The 20015-nt window shown below is 30.0% G+C and carries 18 protein-coding genes; 2 read left to right on the forward strand and 16 right to left on the reverse strand.

Annotated elements, in window-relative coordinates:
* From VHP32_01790 to VHP32_01820, 7 genes are all read right to left on the reverse strand, one after another.
* Nucleotides 1–564, reverse strand: coding sequence for a K(+)-transporting ATPase subunit C (locus VHP32_01790; GenBank protein HEX2786607.1), 564 nt, complete (start codon nucleotides 562–564; stop codon nucleotides 1–3).
* 5 nt (nucleotides 565–569) lie between these two features.
* Nucleotides 570–2612, reverse strand: coding sequence for a potassium-transporting ATPase subunit KdpB (gene kdpB / locus VHP32_01795; GenBank protein ID HEX2786608.1), 2043 nt, complete (start codon nucleotides 2610–2612; stop codon nucleotides 570–572).
* A gap of 24 nt (nucleotides 2613–2636) precedes the next feature.
* The gene (gene kdpA / locus VHP32_01800; protein HEX2786609.1) at nucleotides 2637–4331 is read right to left on the reverse strand and encodes a potassium-transporting ATPase subunit KdpA; all 1695 of its coding nucleotides are present in this window, start codon (nucleotides 4329–4331) and stop codon (nucleotides 2637–2639) included.
* Between the two features lie 101 nt (nucleotides 4332–4432).
* Nucleotides 4433–4615, reverse strand: a complete 183-nt coding sequence (locus VHP32_01805; GenBank protein ID HEX2786610.1) for a hypothetical protein — start codon at nucleotides 4613–4615, stop codon at nucleotides 4433–4435.
* A 24-nt stretch (nucleotides 4616–4639) separates the two neighbouring features.
* The gene (locus VHP32_01810) at nucleotides 4640–5725 is read right to left on the reverse strand and encodes an outer membrane beta-barrel protein (GenBank protein ID HEX2786611.1); all 1086 of its coding nucleotides are present in this window, start codon (nucleotides 5723–5725) and stop codon (nucleotides 4640–4642) included.
* Between the two features lie 255 nt (nucleotides 5726–5980).
* Entirely contained in the window at nucleotides 5981–7327 is a 1347-nt protein-coding gene (locus VHP32_01815; GenBank protein ID HEX2786612.1) for a sigma-54 dependent transcriptional regulator, read from the reverse strand.
* Nucleotides 7328–7680: 353 nt separating this feature from the next.
* A complete protein-coding gene (locus VHP32_01820) occupies nucleotides 7681–8349 on the reverse strand; it encodes an SOS response-associated peptidase family protein (GenBank protein HEX2786613.1) in 669 nt (222 codons plus the stop codon).
* 115 nt (nucleotides 8350–8464) lie between these two features.
* Here VHP32_01820 and VHP32_01825 point away from each other — a divergent pair, with 115 nt between their 5' ends.
* On the forward strand, nucleotides 8465–9799 hold the full coding sequence (locus VHP32_01825) for a DNA polymerase IV (protein HEX2786614.1): 1335 nt from the start codon (nucleotides 8465–8467) through the stop codon (nucleotides 9797–9799).
* Nucleotides 9792–10043, forward strand: coding sequence for a hypothetical protein (locus VHP32_01830; protein HEX2786615.1), 252 nt, complete (start codon nucleotides 9792–9794; stop codon nucleotides 10041–10043). The genes VHP32_01825 and VHP32_01830 overlap by 8 nt, the downstream gene beginning before the upstream one ends.
* Nucleotides 10044–10084: 41 nt before the next feature.
* On the opposite strand, the gene VHP32_01835 is transcribed toward VHP32_01830, so the two are convergent.
* The 9 genes from VHP32_01835 to mnmE form a co-directional block, all read right to left on the reverse strand.
* Nucleotides 10085–12469 (reverse strand): S8 family peptidase, encoded by a 2385-nt coding sequence (locus VHP32_01835; protein ID HEX2786616.1) that lies wholly within the window; start codon nucleotides 12467–12469, stop codon nucleotides 10085–10087.
* The gene (locus VHP32_01840; protein HEX2786617.1) at nucleotides 12469–13476 is read right to left on the reverse strand and encodes an ATP-binding protein; all 1008 of its coding nucleotides are present in this window, start codon (nucleotides 13474–13476) and stop codon (nucleotides 12469–12471) included. The genes VHP32_01835 and VHP32_01840 overlap by 1 nt, the downstream gene beginning before the upstream one ends.
* Nucleotides 13477–14153: 677 nt before the next feature.
* On the reverse strand, nucleotides 14154–14360 hold the full coding sequence (locus tag VHP32_01845; protein ID HEX2786618.1) for a hypothetical protein: 207 nt from the start codon (nucleotides 14358–14360) through the stop codon (nucleotides 14154–14156).
* Complete coding sequence (locus VHP32_01850; protein HEX2786619.1) at nucleotides 14360–14974, reverse strand: hypothetical protein; 615 nt, start codon at nucleotides 14972–14974, stop codon at nucleotides 14360–14362. Before VHP32_01850 ends, VHP32_01845 begins: the two co-directional genes overlap by 1 nt.
* A 141-nt stretch (nucleotides 14975–15115) precedes the next feature.
* The gene (locus VHP32_01855; protein HEX2786620.1) at nucleotides 15116–16027 is read right to left on the reverse strand and encodes a phage/plasmid replication protein; all 912 of its coding nucleotides are present in this window, start codon (nucleotides 16025–16027) and stop codon (nucleotides 15116–15118) included.
* A 48-nt stretch (nucleotides 16028–16075) separates the two neighbouring features.
* Nucleotides 16076–16354, reverse strand: coding sequence for an excisionase family DNA-binding protein (locus VHP32_01860; protein HEX2786621.1), 279 nt, complete (start codon nucleotides 16352–16354; stop codon nucleotides 16076–16078).
* A 92-nt stretch (nucleotides 16355–16446) separates the two neighbouring features.
* Nucleotides 16447–17289: a hypothetical protein gene (locus tag VHP32_01865; GenBank protein ID HEX2786622.1), complete on the reverse strand. Its 843-nt coding sequence runs from the start codon at nucleotides 17287–17289 to the stop codon at nucleotides 16447–16449.
* Nucleotides 17286–18431 (reverse strand): site-specific integrase, encoded by a 1146-nt coding sequence (locus VHP32_01870; GenBank protein ID HEX2786623.1) that lies wholly within the window; start codon nucleotides 18429–18431, stop codon nucleotides 17286–17288. Before VHP32_01870 ends, VHP32_01865 begins: the two co-directional genes overlap by 4 nt.
* A gap of 159 nt (nucleotides 18432–18590) precedes the next feature.
* Entirely contained in the window at nucleotides 18591–19979 is a 1389-nt protein-coding gene (gene mnmE, locus VHP32_01875) for a tRNA uridine-5-carboxymethylaminomethyl(34) synthesis GTPase MnmE (GenBank protein ID HEX2786624.1), read from the reverse strand.
* Nucleotides 19980–20015: the final 36 nt, after the last annotated feature.

The following is a 20015-nucleotide window of genomic DNA, read 5'->3' on the forward strand; positions in this document are numbered from 1 at the left end:
TTATCTTAACTCATCTAATGCAAGATTTAATTTTAAAACGTTAACTCTTTCCTGCCCGATAAATCCTAATGCAGGTTTTTCAATGTTTGACTGTACAATCTGTTTAACTTTATCTTCAGAAATATTTCTTGCTGCCGAAACTCTTTTAACTTGCACATATGCTCCTTGCGGAGTTATGTGCGGGTCAAGCCCCGAACCCGAAGCTGTCACAAGTTCGGACGGGATATCCGATTTATTTATTCCCGGATTATGAACTAAAAAAGTATCAATTCTTTCCTGCACAAGAGTTAAATACTCAGGATTCGAGGGTCCTTTGTTTGAAGCACCCGAACCTGCTGCATTGTAATCAACCGCCGAAGGTCTTCCCCAAAAATATTTATCTTTGTTAAAACTTTGTCCGATGTTTTCATAGCCGATTATTTCGCCGTTTTTATACAAAGGTAATCCGCTTGATTGATTGGGGAATATTTTTCCAATACCTACTATTAACATAGGGAATAATGCTCCGAATATTAAAATACAAAATATGGTTAGAATAAGCGATTGTTTTAAGTGTTTAAACATGTCATTTAAAATAAATTTATTAAAATATCTATGATTTTTATACCAATGAACGGGGCAATTATACCACCAAGTCCGTAAATAAATAAATTTCTGCCAAGCAGTTTCTCAGCTCCGATTGGTCTGTACTTAATTCCTTTTAATGCCAAAGGAATCAACAAAGGAATTATTATCGCATTAAAAATCACAGCAGATAAAATTGCAGACTGCGGACTTTGCAAACCCATTATGTTAAGTGCCTGCATTCCGGGAATAGCAACGACAAATAACGCAGGAATGATTGCAAAATATTTTGCGACGTCGTTTGCAATTGAAAACGTTGTCAAACTTCCTCGTGTCATAAGCAATTGTTTTCCGATTTCAACTACTTCAATTAATTTTGTCGGGTCATTATCCAAATCAACCATGTTGCCGGCTTCTTTTGCTGCTTGCGTTCCCGAGTTCATAGCAACACCGACATCTGCCTGCGCAAGCGCCGGAGCATCGTTTGTGCCGTCACCCATCATGGCAACAAGTTTCCCGCCATTTTGTTCTTTCTGAATGTATCTCAATTTATCTTCAGGAGTTGCTTCAGCAATGAAGTCATCCACACCTGCTTTGTTCGCAATAAACTTTGCAGTTAAAGGATTATCACCTGTAACCATAACGGTTTTCACTCCCATTTTTTTCAGACGTTCAAATCTTTCCTGAATACCTGTCTTAATTATGTCTTCAAGCTGAATTACTCCGTCAGCTTTACCGTCAATTGCAACTGCTAAAGGTGTTCCTCCGTTTTCAGCAATGTCTTTTACGATTCTCATAAGCTCGGGAGGAATTGAGTTTCCTGAATTACTTATCAAATCTCTCATAACATCGATTGCACCTTTTCTAATTTGCTTGCCGTTATTCAAATCAACTCCGCTCATTCTTGTCTGTGCAGAAAAATTAATTATATTTTTAATATCTTCTTTCAAAGGGATTTTATATCCCTTTTGTTGTGTCAGCTCAACGATGGATTTTCCTTCAGGGGTTTCATCTGAAGCTGAACTCAATGCACAAGCAGAAATAAATTCCTCGTTAGGAATATCAGAAACTTTATAAAAGTTTGTAGCTTTTCTGTTGCCTATTGTAATCGTGCCTGTTTTATCCAAAAGAATTGTGTCTAAATCTCCCGCAGTTTCAACCGACTTGCCTGATTTGGAAATAACATTAGCTTTCAAAGCTCTAATCATTCCTGCAATACCTATTGCGGAAAGCAACCCTCCGATTGTTGTTGGAATTAAGCAAACAAACAAAGACACAAGCGCCGCAATTGAAATATTTGCATTGTTGTATAAACCGAATGGAACAAGCGTAACGGTTACGATTAAAAATGCAATCGTAAATCCTGCAAGTAAAATTACCAGTGCAATTTCATTCGGTGTTTTCTGGCGTTTTGCGCCCTCGACAAGCGTAATCATTTTATCAAGAAATGATTCTCCCTGTTCGATGATAACTCTAACTTTTATTTCATCTGATAAAACTTTCGTTCCGCCTGTAACTCCCGATCTGTCACCGCCTGCTTCACGTATAACCGGAGCAGATTCACCAGTAATTGCCGATTCATCAATGGTTGCAATACCTTCAATGATTTCACCATCCATTGGAATTATTTCACCTGTACGTACTACAAATATATCACCTTTTCTCAATGCCGATGAAGGAACTTGTCTGAAGCTTCCGTCATCTAACAGATAATTTGCAATGGTTTCTTCACGTGTTTTTCTTAGAGACATTGCCTGTGCTTTGCCTCTTGCTTCGGCAAGTCCTTCCGCAAAATTTGCAAACAATACAGTAACAAATAGTATTAATGTTATTAATAAATTATAACCAATGCTTCCCTGCGCTTCCAGCATTTGCGGATTTAATGCAATCAATATTGTCAGAATAAGCATTACAACTGTTCCGATTTCAACCGTGAACATAACCGGATTTTTTACCATCTGCTTCGGGTCAAGCTTGATGAAAGCTAACTTCAATGCTTCGCTGATATATTCCTTATCGAAGACTGATTTATTTCTTAATGTTTTAATTTCTGATGTCATACAATTAACTTTTTAAAAGAATGTTAAAAATTCCGCTACCGGTCCTGATATTAATGCCGGGGCAAATGTTAGTGCTGCTATTATTATAATTACTGCAAACAATGTTATTCCGAATACAGCAGTGTCAACCCTTAACGTTCCTGTGGATGCAGGTATATATCTTTTCTGTGCCATAAAACCCGCGATTGCTAACGGAAATATTATAGGAATAAATCTTGCAAGAAGCATTACCACCCCAGTTGAAATATTCCAGAATGGTGTATTATCTCCAAGTCCTTCGAATCCTGAACCGTTATTTGCGGATGCAGATGTAAACTCATAAAGCATTTCCGAAAAGCCATGGTACGATGGATTATTCAGCCAGTCGATATCTGCATTATGCGCCGCGACGTATGACGCTATTGCCGTTCCGGTTAAAATCAAAAGCGGATGCAGGACTGCAATCATAATTGCAAGTTTTACTTCACGCGCTTCAATTTTTTTACCAAACAATTCAGGCGTTCGCCCTATCATAAGTCCTCCTATAAATACCGTTATCACAATAAAGATGAACATATTTATAAATCCCACACCAACACCGCCGAAGAAAGCGTTAACCATCATGCCAAGCATAAGGAACATTCCTGAAAGCGGCATAAAGCTATCATGCATTGCATTCACCGAACCGTTCGATGTACAGGTTGTGGAAATGCCCCATAATGCGCCAAGCGTTCCGCCAAAACGCACTTCTTTTCCTTCCATATTTCCCTGCGGTTGAACAACGCCCATATTCGACACTAGTTGGTTTCCTGCGCTTTCATACGATACAGTTGGAATTAAAAATGCCAGGTAGCCAATGAGCATTACCGCAAATATCACATAAGCAAACTTTTTCATATTGCAATAAAAACCAAAAGCAAAAACCATAGCCATCGGAATTATCAGAATAAAAAAGTTTTCCAGCCAGTTAGTCAATGCATTCGGATTTTCAAACGGATGTGAGGAATTTATTCCGAAATATCCTCCCCCGTTTGTTCCGAGCTGCTTAATTGAAACAACCGAAGCAACGGGACCCTTAGCAACAGATACCGTATCACCCTGCAACGTTATAATTTGCTTAGCTCCTTCAAATGTTGCGGGAGTACCGTTGAGCATTACAAATATTGCTCCGATAAATGCTATAGGCAGTAAAATTCTTGTGCATGAACGCACAAAATAAAAATAAACGTTTCCGGTCAAGTTTGTTGACTTACTTGCAAATGCTCTGAACATTACTGCAAGTACCGCCATACCTATGCCGGCAGATACAAACTGCAAAAATCCGATTAACATTGTTTGTGTGAAATATGATAATGAAACTTCACCCGAATAATGCTGAAGATTTGTGTTTGTTACAAAACTGATAACAGTATTAAAGGCAAGATACGGCTCAATGTTCTGCATTCCATCCGGATTCCAGAACGGCTGCCATGTTTGTGTTAACAAAACTATCATTCCCCAGATAAACCAGATAAGGTTAATGGTCAGGAAAGCTTTTAAATTATCTCTCCAATCCATTTCTTTTTTTGAATCTATGCCGGAAACTTTATAGAGAAGATTATCTAATGGATTTAGCAAAAAATCAAGAAATGTTTTTTCTCCCTTATAAACTTTTGATATATATCTTCCGAATGGAATTGCTAACCCAATCAGTAATAAAAGAAAAATTATGATGAATAATATATCCATGATTAAAAATTGATTAAAATTTTTCAGCTCTTAAAAGAGCATACATTAAGTAAAAGAATACTAAAATTGATATTATAAATAGTATTAACATTGTTTTATGTTTAAATTATTTCCAATACATCGAGCATTTTGAAAAATGCTGACATTAAAATTGCTACGGTTAAAAACAAAACCATTAATGGTTTTGGGTTATTTTTATTAGCACCCCATATAAGGTACTTTCTTATAGGGATTGATAATGCGGCAACCAAGCCAAGAAAAAGAATTATAAATAAGATGTTCATTTGTTTATTTAAAAATTTATTTAATTAAAATTCAGCACCTAAAGTAAAGATACCTTCTATTTTGTAATCTTTGTTTCCGTTATCGAATATTTTTACATCATCTCCCATCATTAAATAGCGTGATTCCAATCTGACATAACCGTAACCAACGGGTCTGTATTCTATTCCCGCGGTTACACCTGTGCCTTTGAATCCTACCAATGCTCCGTTTGTATTCAGGAATAAACCTGATAAAACTCCATCAGGATCGCTGAAATAATCACCTCTGATAGTTGCACTGAAATTTTTATTAATAGTATATTTCATTGAAAGCAGCGCACCGAATAAGCTTGCTGAAGCAGTCGAATCGGAAATCTTGCTTTTTCCCTGAATTGCAAAATCTATCCCTGTTAATATTTCAAATTTATTGTTAAATATATATTTGAATACAAGATTATTATAAAATCTTATTTTTGAGACTGATCCAGGTGGCTGTTCATTACCTAAAATATTATTGTAAGTAATAGCAGTTTGGCTGTTTGGAGTTATTCCAATCTGCAATCCGAATGATTTATTTTTATTATTATCATCCAGTTGATTATATCCGTTCAAAACAAATAACGCTGCATTAACTTTATCTGAAAAAATATAGGATACTTTTAAGCCGCTTTGATAAAACGGTTCGAAATAAGTCGGAAGTGCTATTGAAGTCAAATAATTAGATTTAGGAATTGCGCTTTCTGCACCTATATGAGTTAAAAAAAATCCACCGTCTATCCATAAATTTTCAGCAGGTGAAAACCCAACGTTTGCTTCCTGAATAAATCTTTTTTCATAAGGAGCCCAGTTATAATCGGGAATATCACCAAATTGCACAGTAAAAATTCCTCTTAATTTTTTTGCATCATCATACTTGATTGTTAATGATGCAACGTCAAGACGAGATTCATCAGTAAATGGTGCCGTCCCGCTAAATTTGCTGACTGCCTGATTAATGTCATTATCTTTTTCATAATATGCTTCGACATTACCTGAAATTTTCAAGTTACCGGCATCTATAAATTGCGCATTTGTTTTAGTAGTTAAAAAAATGAACATAAAAAAACCTAAAATAAATTTTGTAGTTTTCATTTTAAAATTATGTTTCTCCTCTTATCTAAATTTTATCGGTTAAATCTATCAGCTTAAAAAGCACTGCAAACAAAATGAATCCGAGAATTAGTGAGATTATTATTTCCATAAAAAGTTTTTATAATATATTATTCCAATAGACGTGCCAATAACCAACATCATGTTAATATGAAGTTTAGAAGAAATTAACTTATGTCAAAATGAGAAAATTCTCAAAATGAGAATTTAAAATGATGTGTAAAAATGGAAATGAGATTATTCTAAACCGTATTCTTTGAGCTTTCGGTAGAGAGTTGCTGTACCAATGCCAAGACGTTTAACGGCAATAGTTTTATTGTGTGAGGAATCTTCAAGAACTTTTTTAATATGAATTTTTTCAAGTTCTTCGAGAGTGAGGTTTTTATCGGTTAATTCAGTAATATCGGATGGATTTAATTTGTATTCTAAAACTTCATTTGGCAAGCTTTCTTTTTTTATTGTATTATCAGAAGTTAATATAACGGCACGTTCAATTACATTTTTAAGTTCTCGTATATTTCCTTTCCATTGATATTTCAGTAAAACATCTTTTGCAGAAGGTTCAATATGTGAAACTTCTTTTGAAAGCTTCATTGAATAATAAGTAAGAAAATATTTTATTAGTAATTCAAGGTCGTCAATTCTTTCCCGCAAAGGCGGCAGATAAATGACAAAAGGTGAAATTCTATAGTATAAATCATTTCTGAAATTATTTCTTTCGGATTCATGGAGCAAATCTTTATTTGTCGCTGCAATTATCCTGACATCAATATGCCTCTGCTGCGAGTCTCCGACACGGTTATATGTTCCGTTTTCAATTACACGCAATAACTTTGCCTGCGTTTCATAACTCATGTCTCCAATCTCATCAAGAAAAATCGTTCCTCCGTTTGTTTCTTCAAAATATCCTTTCTTATCCTGTAGTGCTCCGGTGAACGCACCTTTCTTATAACCAAACAATTCAGATTCCTGTAAATCTTTTGGAATTGCGCTACAATTAATCGTTACAAAAGATTTATCTTTACGTTTACTTGCATAATGTATTGCCTCAGCAAATAATTCTTTTCCTGTTCCGGTTTCACCTAAAATTAAAACAGTCGTATCAGTGGGAGCAACTTTTTTTGCAAGCTCAATTGCCTCCGAAATTTCTTTTGACTTACCTATAATATTATTGAAAGAAGCTTTCGCTTCTATTTTACTACGAAGATTTTTTATTTCAGTTCTTAATTCATGTTTCTCAAGTGCTTTCTTGACTGTTGCAATTATTTTATCCTCGTTATCTCCCTTAGTTATATAATCAAATGCGCCATTCTTCATTGCTTCAACCCCATCTTCAATTGAACCGAAAGCGGAAATCACAATCACTTCGGTATCGGGATATTCTTCTTTGATTTGTTTTGTTAGCTTGATGCCGTTTACATCGGGAAGTTTTACATCGGCAATAACGAGTGGGTAATATTTATTCTTTAATTTTTTTAATCCGTCAGTCGCGTTTTCAACTGAAACAACTTCAAATCCCTCAAGCTTTAAAATCTTCTCAAGAAGAATTCTTATATTAACTTCGTCATCTACTAATAAAATCATATATAACAAATGGTTTTACAAAAATTAAGGATATAAAATTTATAAAGAAGACTAATAATTTAGTATATTTTGAACTTAAATTGGGAAATTAACATTCATTTTTGTTACCATTATTTGTTACTGTAAAGAATTTATAGCTTTTGGTAGTAAAACAGTGGTAAAAAATTAAAAAATCTTATTAGTTTTTGAAAAAATTAATTTATAAAAACTAATTTTTGCTGCGGATTTCAATAAATTTTTGAATAATTGTGAACTACTTCCCGATGCAGAATGTGAAGTGAATTTCTAAGTATATTATAAATAAGGTATTAAGGAATGTAAATTTTTTAAAAGGTGTAAATAAAGTGTAAATATCATTGCTCTGAAGTTGGTATTTCGCAGGGTTGTGTTAATGTCATTTCATCCGGATATGGCAAACAAAACTCAATTTTATCCTCAATACTTCCGTTTAAAAAATCTATTCCGGTTTGATAATCCAATATCACAGGCATACGGTCTTTTGGATGAATGTTTCTTGTTACTGAATTGCCGGAAGTTGTTATTAACGTGCAGGAATATGTCCCATCTGATTCACGCCTATAATAACCTGCGCAAAAGAAAATATCTTTGTCTTTAAATTTAAACTCGTATGGTTGTTTTACTTTTTTTGTAGTCTTTCTTCCCGTAGGTGTAAACGCAGGTTGTTTTTCTTCTTTCCACTCAAAAAATCTATTCATAACAATTAAACAAGGGTTTTCATCTAATAGCTTTTGCCAATAGTCCGCCGCTCTGCCCTTTATAATTTCCTCAACTTTACTATTCATCATTGCAGGATTTACTTTTAATTTAAAGCCCCATCTCATTGTATCAATTACATATTCATCTCCCGATTTTTTGATAATCATTATATCATTTGTAGGTCTTACATCATATTGTTTAGGAAATTTATCCTTTATTGCATTAATTAATTGCAATTGTCTGTATAGTCTGAAACTTTTTACAAGTGCTTCAGTGCTGATTAAATTTTCAAATCTTCCACACATTTATTAACTTTTTTATTTTAGAGAAATTAGCAAAATACCATAAATGATAAAGGGATAAAATTTATCATTTATGTATTTAATTATTCATTATATTATACCATAAATTATTAAGGATATGCAAGATTTAAGCTCATCATATTTTGTCCCACGTGAAAATGATTTAGTTCATCAAACCTATAAGCGTGTCCGTATGATGCCCTTGTATTCATTCCCTTGTCTTAAATACTTTAACTTGGCTTTAAAAGAACATAAAGACCGATTTTTCATTCATTTTGATTTAGACTGCTTTTATTGTCAGGTTGAAACAAGGGACAATCCTAAATACAAAGGAAAGCCCGTAGGTGTTATTAGCGTTTCTGATAGCACTTATAAGGGCATAGTAATGACTACAAATTATGAAGCGAGAGCATTGGGCATAGATATAGCTATGAGTGTATTAGAAGCCCGTATGAAATGCCCTGAACTTATTTTAATAAATTGCTACGGTCAAAAGTATGAAGCAATCCTGAATAAGATTAAGAAAATGATTTATAATTTCGTTCCTCCGGAATGCCTTGAGCAATACAGCATAGATGAGTGTTTCGTGGATTTAAGCCCTGTTTGTAAGACTTGGAAACAAGCATTAGATTTAGCAATAACGATTAAGCAGGAAATATGGAATATGGAAAATCTCACTACTTCAATTGGATTAAGTTATAATAAAACATATTCAAAGATTGCTACCAAACTGCAAAAACCAAACGGATTAACTTTAATAACACACGAGAATAAAGAAAAAATTTTGTATGATTTACCTGCTGAAAAAATTTGGGGCATTGGAAATAGAATTAAGAAACGATTGAATGGTTATAAGATAAATACTATCGGAGATTTAGCGAATGCGAGTGAATATACATTAAGAAAAGAATTTGGCATTAATGGTATTTGTTATTACCGGATGGCACGTGGAGAAGATACAACTGAAATTTTTCACGCTTTGGAAATGAGAGGACACGAAAAAAGTCTAATGACCCAGCACAGTCGAGACAACGCAACTGCGTATGAACCTGAAATCATTGCAGAAATCCGCAGAAGCATTGAATATTTATGCAGAAAATTAAGGTCAAAGAAATTAACTGCGAAAGGTTTATTAATTGTTTTACGATATGACAATCTTATGTATGATGTTGAAATGTCGAATTTATCATTATACACAAATGATGAAAGATTATTATTAAAATATGCTTTAGTTCTTTATCATAGAATTATCAAAAATCCTACCTGCGCAGTCCGGCAAGTCGGAGCTTGTGTGTATGATTTGCAAACCGATAATGAAACATATAATTACGATATGTTTGAGCATTATAAAAATCTTCCATTTTTAGCTATAGATAAAATTAAAGAGCGTTACGGTGAAAATGCAATCCGTATAGGATTGAATAAATACGAGGAGAAACCAAACAATGTATAAACCGGAAAATGAACCTGTTAAAGTTGTTGCTTACTTTGATACTAAAATAAAAATATTAAAGTTTAAATTTGGTAATACGGTTTATAAAGTCAGTGAACAAATTTCTTATTGGAAAGAAATGAAAGGCGAGAACAAATTTTCATATTATACTTTAAAATGTGCAGAACAAAACTTCCTTTGCGAACTTCAATTCAATCATACCGATTTAAAATGGGTTTTAATTCATTGGGATATACTTTATTAGATTTATATATAACATTTCTTTTTGTAAATAATAAATAATTATTATCTTATTCTTGTTCTCACTTGAACTTCATTTCTTATTTCAGAATATAAATCAATTTCAGCTTCATGTTCTATCATTAAAGAAATACAAAATTTTTGTTTGTAATTTTCATCTGTAATCCATTTATTTTTATTAAACAGTATTAGCGTTAAAGGATTTAGTATTTTTTTTCTTGGAAATGTTTTTGTACCTTTTTGATGACAAGTACAACTTCTAACATTTGACGTAGGTTCTAATTTCAAAGCCGAAGTACTTGAAATTATCTCTTCGGTTTCATCATCAATATTTTCAATTACTGAATTATTTTTTAAAACTATATCTGATTCTATACCATTAAATAATCTAAATTCCATTACATTACCAAAATAAGAATCTCCTCTCGTTGCCCGTGTTATTGGATTAAAGGTTAAAACAATAGAAATTCTTTTATTCCCATTAGTATTATTAAATATTTCAGGTAAATTTAAACTATAACATAGAACCTTATCCAATCCGATTTCATTTTCATCATAAAGTACAACTTTATTATTTGTAGAAAAAACAGCATCCTCATAATTTGGAAGTCCATATCCAATAGTAAATAATTTTTTCTTTTTAATTTCTGTTTCCGAACCTTTAAAATTTAAGTCAAATTTATCATTTGCAGATTGTAATATAATATTTTTAATAAAATTAGATGAAGAATTTAAAAAATGATTTCCTACTTTACCAATAGTATTTGATATTTTAGGCGCAGAAAAACTTGTACCAGAATCGAATCTAAATAATTCTGAACTAATTTCATTTGACAATACTGTTAATTTAGAACCAATATTAACAGTGATGTTACCTGCTATTTCATTACAAATTATATTTCCTCCAAACTCTACCAATTCAGGCTTAATAGCTTTATTAATTCCTTCGCCTGTTCTGGTAAAAGGTGATGGTTCTTTTTCATTCGCAATTGGATGCCAAATATCTCCATCATTTCTATTCAATATTTTTGGTGTTGGAGCTAAAGAACCTACAGTTAATGAAAGAGATGATGTCGCTGGATTAATGATTTTGAAATCAGAATTGTCGTATAAATAATCTGGATAATTATCAATAATATCACTTAAAGAATCAAAATACGTTAATGGGTCTGAGTTTCCTGCTGAAACAACAAAAATAACATTAGGGAATCTTAATGAGATTTCATCAATTAATGATGCTAATGGAAATTGTTTCTTTAAATTTCCATTCCAAACTTCATAAGTATTCCCTATTGAAATATTAACAACTTTAATTTTATATTCATCTTTTATTAAAAAAGAATTAACAATATCTAAAAATTGATTTTCAAACAATTTATCTTGACTATAAGACACATTCATGATTACATTTCCCATTTTCTCTGCGTACATTATCTTTGCAGAAAATAAATAATTACTTGCTGAAAAAACTTTATCATCAATGCATTTATCGATATCACCATAGAGACAATTACCACTCACAGCCGTACCATGTCCTACTGTATCATGTGTCTCTATTTCACCATCTTGAAAATTTTCTTCATGCTTAATTGCATTTTGAAGTAATGGATGATTAGAAATTATTCCAGAATCAATAATAAGAATACCACATGCGTCCTCTTCAGGTACTTTTACTTCAATATCATTTATATCAATAGTTTTATTTTGTATTGGATTAAATTCTTTAATAAATGGTCTATCAATTTTTGCAACTTCTTTAAAATTTAATATCTCCTTAAAAACTTCCAAACTTAATTTTACTCTTATTAAGACAAAGGAGTTTGTAATTAATGAATCTAATAGTTTAAATTCTTTCTCTTTAAATGTTTCTTGAATTTGAGTTAAAAATCTGTCAATTTTTTCATCTTCCATTCTCCATAATTCAATATTCAAATATGCACTTTCATTTTTTTCAATTGGTTTATTTTTTAAAAATTCACCGATTTTATCTTCAGCGTTAATATCTTCTAATGAATCTATTACATTGAAGAATGAATAAGAACCTTCTGAATATTTTTCCAATCTTGAATTAAACTGATAAAGACTTTCATCATCACTAAATACTATCCAATAACCTTTTTCGTTATCGGTAATATTTAAAACATTAATTCCCATTTTATTTAATTCTTGTTTGAAAAGATTGTAATCAATTTTATGATTAATTATTAATTTAAATATTAGATTTGGGTTTATTTTATCTTTATATTTAGATTTTAAATCCTCATAGGAATGTATAATTGAATTTGAACTTTCAATATTTTCAATCAAAAATTCTTGTTTATCCCTATCTTGTGGAAAGGGATAAGGCGAAAATCCTTTTTTTATAATTCTTTTTTTACGTTGGTTTTCCGGCAGAAGTGGTAGAAACTTTAAATGCTCATATTGTGCCATTACTTTTTAAAATTTCCTAACTTAATTTTTTTTCTATTCATTATTTTTTTCAATGAATGTTTTAAGTCTTGATTTGTTAGTTCTTTACTATTGTTTAAAATTGAATACTTCATAGCTTCTATACACATAAGCTTTATATCAGAAGGAGAAAGTCCTTCTGTTTTATTAACATAGAAATCAAAATTAATTTTTTCTTTTTTTATAGGCTTTAAAAATAACTCAATTTGTTTTAATCTTAACTCTTTATCCGGTAAATCAAAATAAATTACATCATCAAATCTTCTCCATAATGCAGGGTCTAATATATGTTGATGGTTGGTTGAAGCTATGATTATGCTTTCTCCACTAAAATTATCAATCATTTGCAAAAAATTATTTACAACTCTTTTTATTTCACCATGTTCATAATGGTCATCTCTGTTTTTCCCTATAATGTCAAATTCATCAAATAATACAATAAATATATCGTTTGATATATAATCAAAAACCTTTCTCAAATTCGTAGCAGTTTCACCTAAATATGAGGAAACAATTGAATCAAATCTAACATATATCAATGGTAAGTGTAATTCTGTAGATAATATTTGAGCAGTAAATGTTTTACCTGTGCCGGGTTGTCCACAAAAAAGTATTTTATTTTTATATTTTAAGTTATAAGTATATAAAATTTCTCTTTGATTAAATTCATTTTCAATATTTTTTAAAGATTCCAATGTATCATCTTTAATTATCAATTGTTCCCAAAAATTATCATATTTCTTAATTTCTAATAATGGAAAACCTTTTTCAGAATCTCTTGGAATTGGTATTATTGATTTATAATGAGTACCTTTACCATTATTATTAAAATTTCCTTTTGAAATAATTTCTTTAATTTCACTTGCTAATACTCTATGGTTCTTTTTTTCCTCAAGCTCTATATATTCTGAAGTTAATTTATAAAAATCATCTTCATTTTTGTTCTTAAAAGCAATTATTAATTTCTTTATTATATCTGAGGTTGTCATTTTATTTTTTAGGGAAATACCGTTAAAAAAATTATTTTATAAAAAATATTAAATCTTATCCCTATGTATAAATTTATTATTTAAAATGTTGAAAGATTATTTAATAATTTATATCGAAATCTTCCTATTTTCAATTTAAAACAACGCTAATAAATGGAGGCGTTAATGAATATGACAAATGTTGGTTATTGTAGGTTTTCATATTGAACCTAATGTTACAAAAAGTTACATTTTTTACAGTTTCTAACAGATTTCACCATAATCTTATAAGGTTGGTTATTCAATGGGCTTGTAGGGGCTTTTAAACGCAAAATTCGTATATCTGAATGAAAGTTTAAAACAAATTTTCTGGATAATTAAAATAAAGTGTTTCCGTATTCATTCCGCTTTCAAGTTTTCGAATTTATTTTGATGTTAAAAAATTTCTTTGGGTGAGTAAAAAATTATTATTATGAAGTATAAATTATCATTCCTGCGCTTTTTATAAGAAGACATAAGCTTTTAAGGAACTACTAAATATTTACCGTATTTAATCGTTAAATACGGTTGCAGTCGAATATTTATTAAAGTTCTTTATGAACGGAAAAAAATTAATTTTGCAATCATACATTCTTTTTATAGACCTTGCAAAATTCCTTTAAGGGCTAAAAAAAACTTTTTAGGTGTCCGGATTCACTTCAATTTTCATTATTAAAAATTCTTTCATACCCTGCGCTAAAAGAATTAGATGGAGTAAAACTATATTTTCCCAATTCTTTTAAAGCAATAATTTTATGTTCAATTTTATCAGATTCAGCAATTTTTAACCAATTATTTAATACATATTTCCTTAAATCGTTGAGAGTTTTAAGATTTAATGATTTTTTATAATCTTCTTTTTCCATTAATCTTTATATTTATTTCTAAATTTATTAACTGTTTCTTCAAAAAGTAACATTCTCTTATAATCAAAATATTCTACTTTATTTTTCAAATTCTCTAATCGTTTTAATGACCTTGTTTTCTTTCCCTTATAGTTTTCTCGTATATTATTCTCGACTAACTTGTCAAATCTTGCTTTTAAGTCAAAATATCTTTGAAGCGCATAGTCCCTTTTACTTACTGTTTGGCAATTATAATAAATCCTGTTTCTGTATGCAAAACGAGATTTAAAAATTTCACTTCCGTATGCTTTATATAATATTCTACATAATCTATATGTAACCGGACACACAAAATAATAAACTATTCCTTTACCTAAATTTGAATCTAATCCGCATAAATTAATTGAATAATCTTTCTTTATTTTATTACCGTAGTAATCAGTAATCGTATAATTAAGTCTTATATATTTCTCAGTTTCTTTAAAGCAAGTGTTATATCCTATACTACTTCCATTAGTCCAAGATACATTTCCATAATTAATTCCCGACTGAAAACAACCGTCTTTAAACATTTTATTAATATTTAATTTAAGACTACCTTCAGCAGTTGCTATTCCTTTGCTTGTATTTGGCATTTATTAAATTATATGTTTATCTAAATTTCATTCTGAAACCTAAATCCTTAGAGAATTAAAAAACCTAATAGTTAAAAATGAATAAATAAAAGAATAAACAGAAAAAGTTTATACTAATAAAAGAAAATAGTATATTATTACTTATTTATATTTTAATACAGTTTCTAAAACTTTTTCATTAAGCTCATTAATTAACTCATTATCCTTGCAAAAATTTTTATTTTTTAACTTTTGCCGGACTGCGCTTTTACATCGAGAATATGCAACCTTATTGGTAAAATTTTCTTTATTTGTGTTTATCAATTTCAATATATTTTCTTCTCCTTTTTCTTCGCAGGTTAAATAAATGAGATAATTAAAAAACTGTTTTGTATTTGAGAAAGTCATGTCATCAATTTTAATTATTGGTTTTTTAGAGATTTTGAAATACAAGTCTTTCCATAAATTTAATAAATTATTAAAAACCACTTCATTCGTTAAATCTTTTTGAAAAATTTCTTTTCCAAAAACTTTTTTTATTCTTCTCAATAATCTTATTTCGTATCTCAAAACATTATCAGAAGGAAGAAAAATTTTCGATGGAATATCTCCTTTTTTTCCTTTTACTTCTTTAATTTTATCATACACTGCTATTTTTTTATCTGATGTATTATAATAAACATTATTTGAAAATCGCATCATTTGAAATCTTTGTAACTCACTGAACAAATTGAGGTAATTAACTATTGGTTTTTCCATAATAAAATTCTCTGCAAAGTCTAAACGTGTAATTTTTGAATTACCTGTGTTAAAATGTAAATGGTCGTTTAATTTTTCAAAAGCAAATTTGGTGTCATTTTTTGTAAGTGTTTGAAGGTTATTCCCATAATAATATTTACAAATGCTCCCCTTTATTTGAACTCCCCATTTATGCTTATTTATAAATAAATTATCCAATTTCCCTTTTCTGACCAGTTCTCCAGTTGAATAATTATATTCGTCTCTTAATTCAGTCAAATATCTTTCATTAATTGATTCTAAGGATAATTTATACATCTTTATAGTATCATACATATTATCAGTTATTGATAACTAAATCATATAAACTAAAAGACCTGCGTTTTATTTTTCGAGTATTTTGGTTACTTCTTTATTAAGTTCTTCAATTGATTTGTTCTTATTCCTAAATATCCATTTGTCAAGGTCTGTTTTGTCGAAATAAATTTTTTTACCATTTGGTTTATAAAATGGTATTTTATTTGCGCAGGTTAATTTATATAGATATGATTTACTAATTGATAAATATTGAGATGCCTCAATTAAATTAAAAGGCTTCGATGCTTGTTCCGAGAGCAATTTCTCAATATTGATAATTTTGTCCGAAATGTTTTGAGTTGTCATATTTGTATTATTAAATTCTTGTTACAAATATCACGATAAAGGAAATAAAAAAATATTTAGTGGGCTTTAGTTATAAAGGATTAAAAAGATAATTATTTTTTGGGCTTCTTAGGAGGAATCACATCATCAATTTTATAAGCGGATTTTGGTTTAGTTTCTCTTGTGGTTAAATAATTTTGTTTTGATTGATGAAAATTAAATCTCTTTCCATCTTCTTTGCAAAAATGTTTATTAAAATCGGAATAAGGGTGTAATGAAGATATAAATTTTTTCTCAACAAGTTTCTCTATTAGATATGTCAATTCTGATTCAGTCCCTTTCCATTTAATTTTATTGATTGTTTCTTTTTTATATGGAAGATTAATTAATGGTTTTTGATGAGTATTATTTGATAAGTCATTGTCCTTGTTTAATAAAGTTAATTTTTCAATTTCTATATCTAAATAAGAAATGAATTTATTTACATCTTTTATGCGATTTTCAAAAAATTCCCAATGATATTCTTTTTTAATGTAGTCTTTATCTTTTTTTGTTTTTGCACTTTCTGCATATATTAAACCTAAATCATATCCGTGAATCAAAGTTTGTTGAACTGTGTTAAGATGAGGTAATTTATTTTTTTTCGCATATAATTTTTCCAAATATTCAGAATTATATTTTTGTTTATCGGTTTCATTAATTGAAATATCAGCTATATACGTTTTATAATCTGATTTAATACTAAGCAAAAACTCAATTGATAAATTTAAATCTAATCCTAAATCATTATTTAAGAAACTTAAATATTCCTTAACATCATCAATTTTATGAACATCAAATGCCGGGATAAAATTAACATAATACCTATAAAAATAATGTAATATTTTAGGTTCTTTTAGTTGGAGATATTCTTCATAACTAATGAAGTTTAATATAGCTTCAAAAAATGATTTCATGCAATTAATTGGATTTCGGGAATTTTATTTACTGCTTCTCTTTTTTTCACATCTATAACTTTGGCATATATCATTGTAGTTGAAAGATTTTTATGACCTAACAATTTTTGAACAATTGTAATATCAGTTCCTAAAGTTAATTGTAATGTCGCAAATGTATGTCTTGCTGAGTGAAAGGTAATGTCTTTTGTAATACCGGCTTTTAAACACCATTTTGTCAATTCGACATTAATATATGAGCTGTATTTTAATCCTTTAAATACTCTCTCATTTAACTCGCCAAATTCTCCTAATATTTTTATTGCTTGATTTGGAACATCTAAATACTCTAACCCTTTTGTTTTCTGTTGTTTAAATATTATTTTAAAATTACCATTCTCAGATTGAATTTCTGACCATCTTAATTTTTGAATATCAGACCACCGAAGTCCAGTTAAACAGCTAAAAAGAAATGCCTTTTTTAATTGGTCATATCTACATTCAGTAATAGCAAGATTCTTCACTTCTTCTAATGTTAAATATTCTCTTACAGGTTCTCCTGCTTTTATTCCTTTTACAGTTCTTAACGGATTTTCTTTTATTAATTTTTCTTCAAATCCTTGTCTCACACATGCTTTAAACTTATTAAAATAAGAATGTTTTGAGTTATCACTTAAATCTGTATTAGATTTTGTCTTTATGTTTAATAAAAATTCCTTAAATTGATTAACTAATTCCGGTGTTACATTTTTTAATAGAAATGTATCCGGATTATAGTATTGAGTTAAAAAATTCATTAAATGTTTTGAAGTGCTATTCCAATTTCCATAATTACCTTTGGAATTTTCCCTCTCGTTTGTTAGTTTTAGAAAGTATTCCATTAAAGTAATTTTAGATTTAATTTCACTATCGAAGCCAAATTTATTATTTATAACATCAGCTTGTTTTAAAGTTAAAATTTTACTTGCTTTAAACTCTACTTCTTTATTTTCATTTCTCTGCGCAGAATTTTTGGGATTTGAATGTAAATATAAATTAAGATTCTCTTTTTTCCTATGATGTTTGATTTTACCATCAGAAGATTTTGAATACCCTTTATAATACTCTAAGTATAGACTTATTAGACCATTTTGCAAAGGTCTTTTTCTAAGATAAATTTTCATATTTACACTTTTTACACTTTCTTTAATTAAAGTGTAATATAGGTGTAAAAAGGTGTAATAAAAAGGGAAATGTTGAGAAATGATAAGAAAGAAAAATATTTCATAAGTCTTTACATATATAATTGTTAATTGGCTATTGTTTTCCTTTGTTATCTTACTTCACTTTCCGATGCAGAAGTGCTGGAAAATATTTTGAAGTACCTCATCATTTGTGAACTCGCCGGTGATTTCTCCGAGATGATGGAGAGCGTTGCGAAGGTCAAGCGAAATATATTCTCCCGACATATTTGAATCAATTGAGTTAATTGCATTCCCGAGGGACATAATTGTGTTTTCAAGGCATAATTTGTGACGGAGGTTTGTGATGATTAAATTATTTGAACTTACCGATAAATTATTTAAATGGAGTTTATCAATCATTTCGTTCTTCAATATATCAATCGATATATTATCAAAAACAGAAATATATTGGAATTCCCGCTTTCGCAGGAATGACTTCGGTATAATATCACTCTTTGTAAAGACTAAAATCGATTTATCTGATTTTAAGTTTGCATTATAGAACTTCAAAGTATCTTCGATTTCATTTTCACCTGATGAAGAGTCAATCAAGAACAAAACCAAATCTGCATCTTTGATTTTTTCAAAGCTTCGCTTTATTCCCTCTGTTTCTATTACATCACCTGAAATACGCAAACCTGCCGTATCGACAAGCTTAAACAAGATTCCGTTAATTATTAAATTTTCTTCGAGGTAATCACGCGTTGTTCCGGCAATTTCGCTGACTATTGCACGGTTTGTTTTAAGCAGATGATTGAACAAAGATGATTTACCGCTGTTCGGCTTGCCTGCAATTACAAGGTTAACGCCTTCTTTAATTACTTTGCCTGTTATATAAGAATCAGCAATGTTTTTGAGTTCGGAAATTACATTTCCGATTTTTTCTTTTACTTCTTTTTTAGAAACAAATTCAACGTCTTCCTCGGCAAAATCAAGCTCAAGTTCGACAAGAGAAGTAATATTCAAAATATCCTGCCTGACTTTTTGAACATATTCCGACAAAGAACCTTCAAGCTGTTTAAGTGAAGAATGATGCGCTAAATCTGTTTTAGAACGGATTAAATCTGCAATGGCTTCTGTCTGAGATAAATCAATTCTGCCGTTTAAGAAAGCACGTTTTGAAAACTCTCCGGGTTCGGCAGGTCTGATTCCCAATTTATTCAGCAATGATATAATTTTGTTTGCAATGAAATACCCTCCGTGGCAGGAAATCTCTATAATATCCTCGCCGGTAAAAGAATTTGGATTTTTGAAAATTGAAATTAAAACTTCATCCAACTGCTCTTCTTCATTAAAGATAAATCCGTAATGAATTGAATGCGAATTAAATTCAGAAATATTAACGGGAATTTCTCTTTGTGAATCTTTAAAAAATATTTTCTCAACAGTCTCGAATGCTTTATAGCCCGAAACACGGATAACCGCAATTCCTCCTTCACCTGCCGGAGTCGAAATTGCACAGATAGTATCATAGACAGAAGATTTCAATAGATTATTTTTAATGTAAATTTATTATTTTATCGC

The organism is Ignavibacteria bacterium (assembly GCA_036262055.1).
Classification (GTDB): domain Bacteria; phylum Bacteroidota; class Ignavibacteria; order Tepidaquicellales; family Tepidaquicellaceae; genus DATAJP01.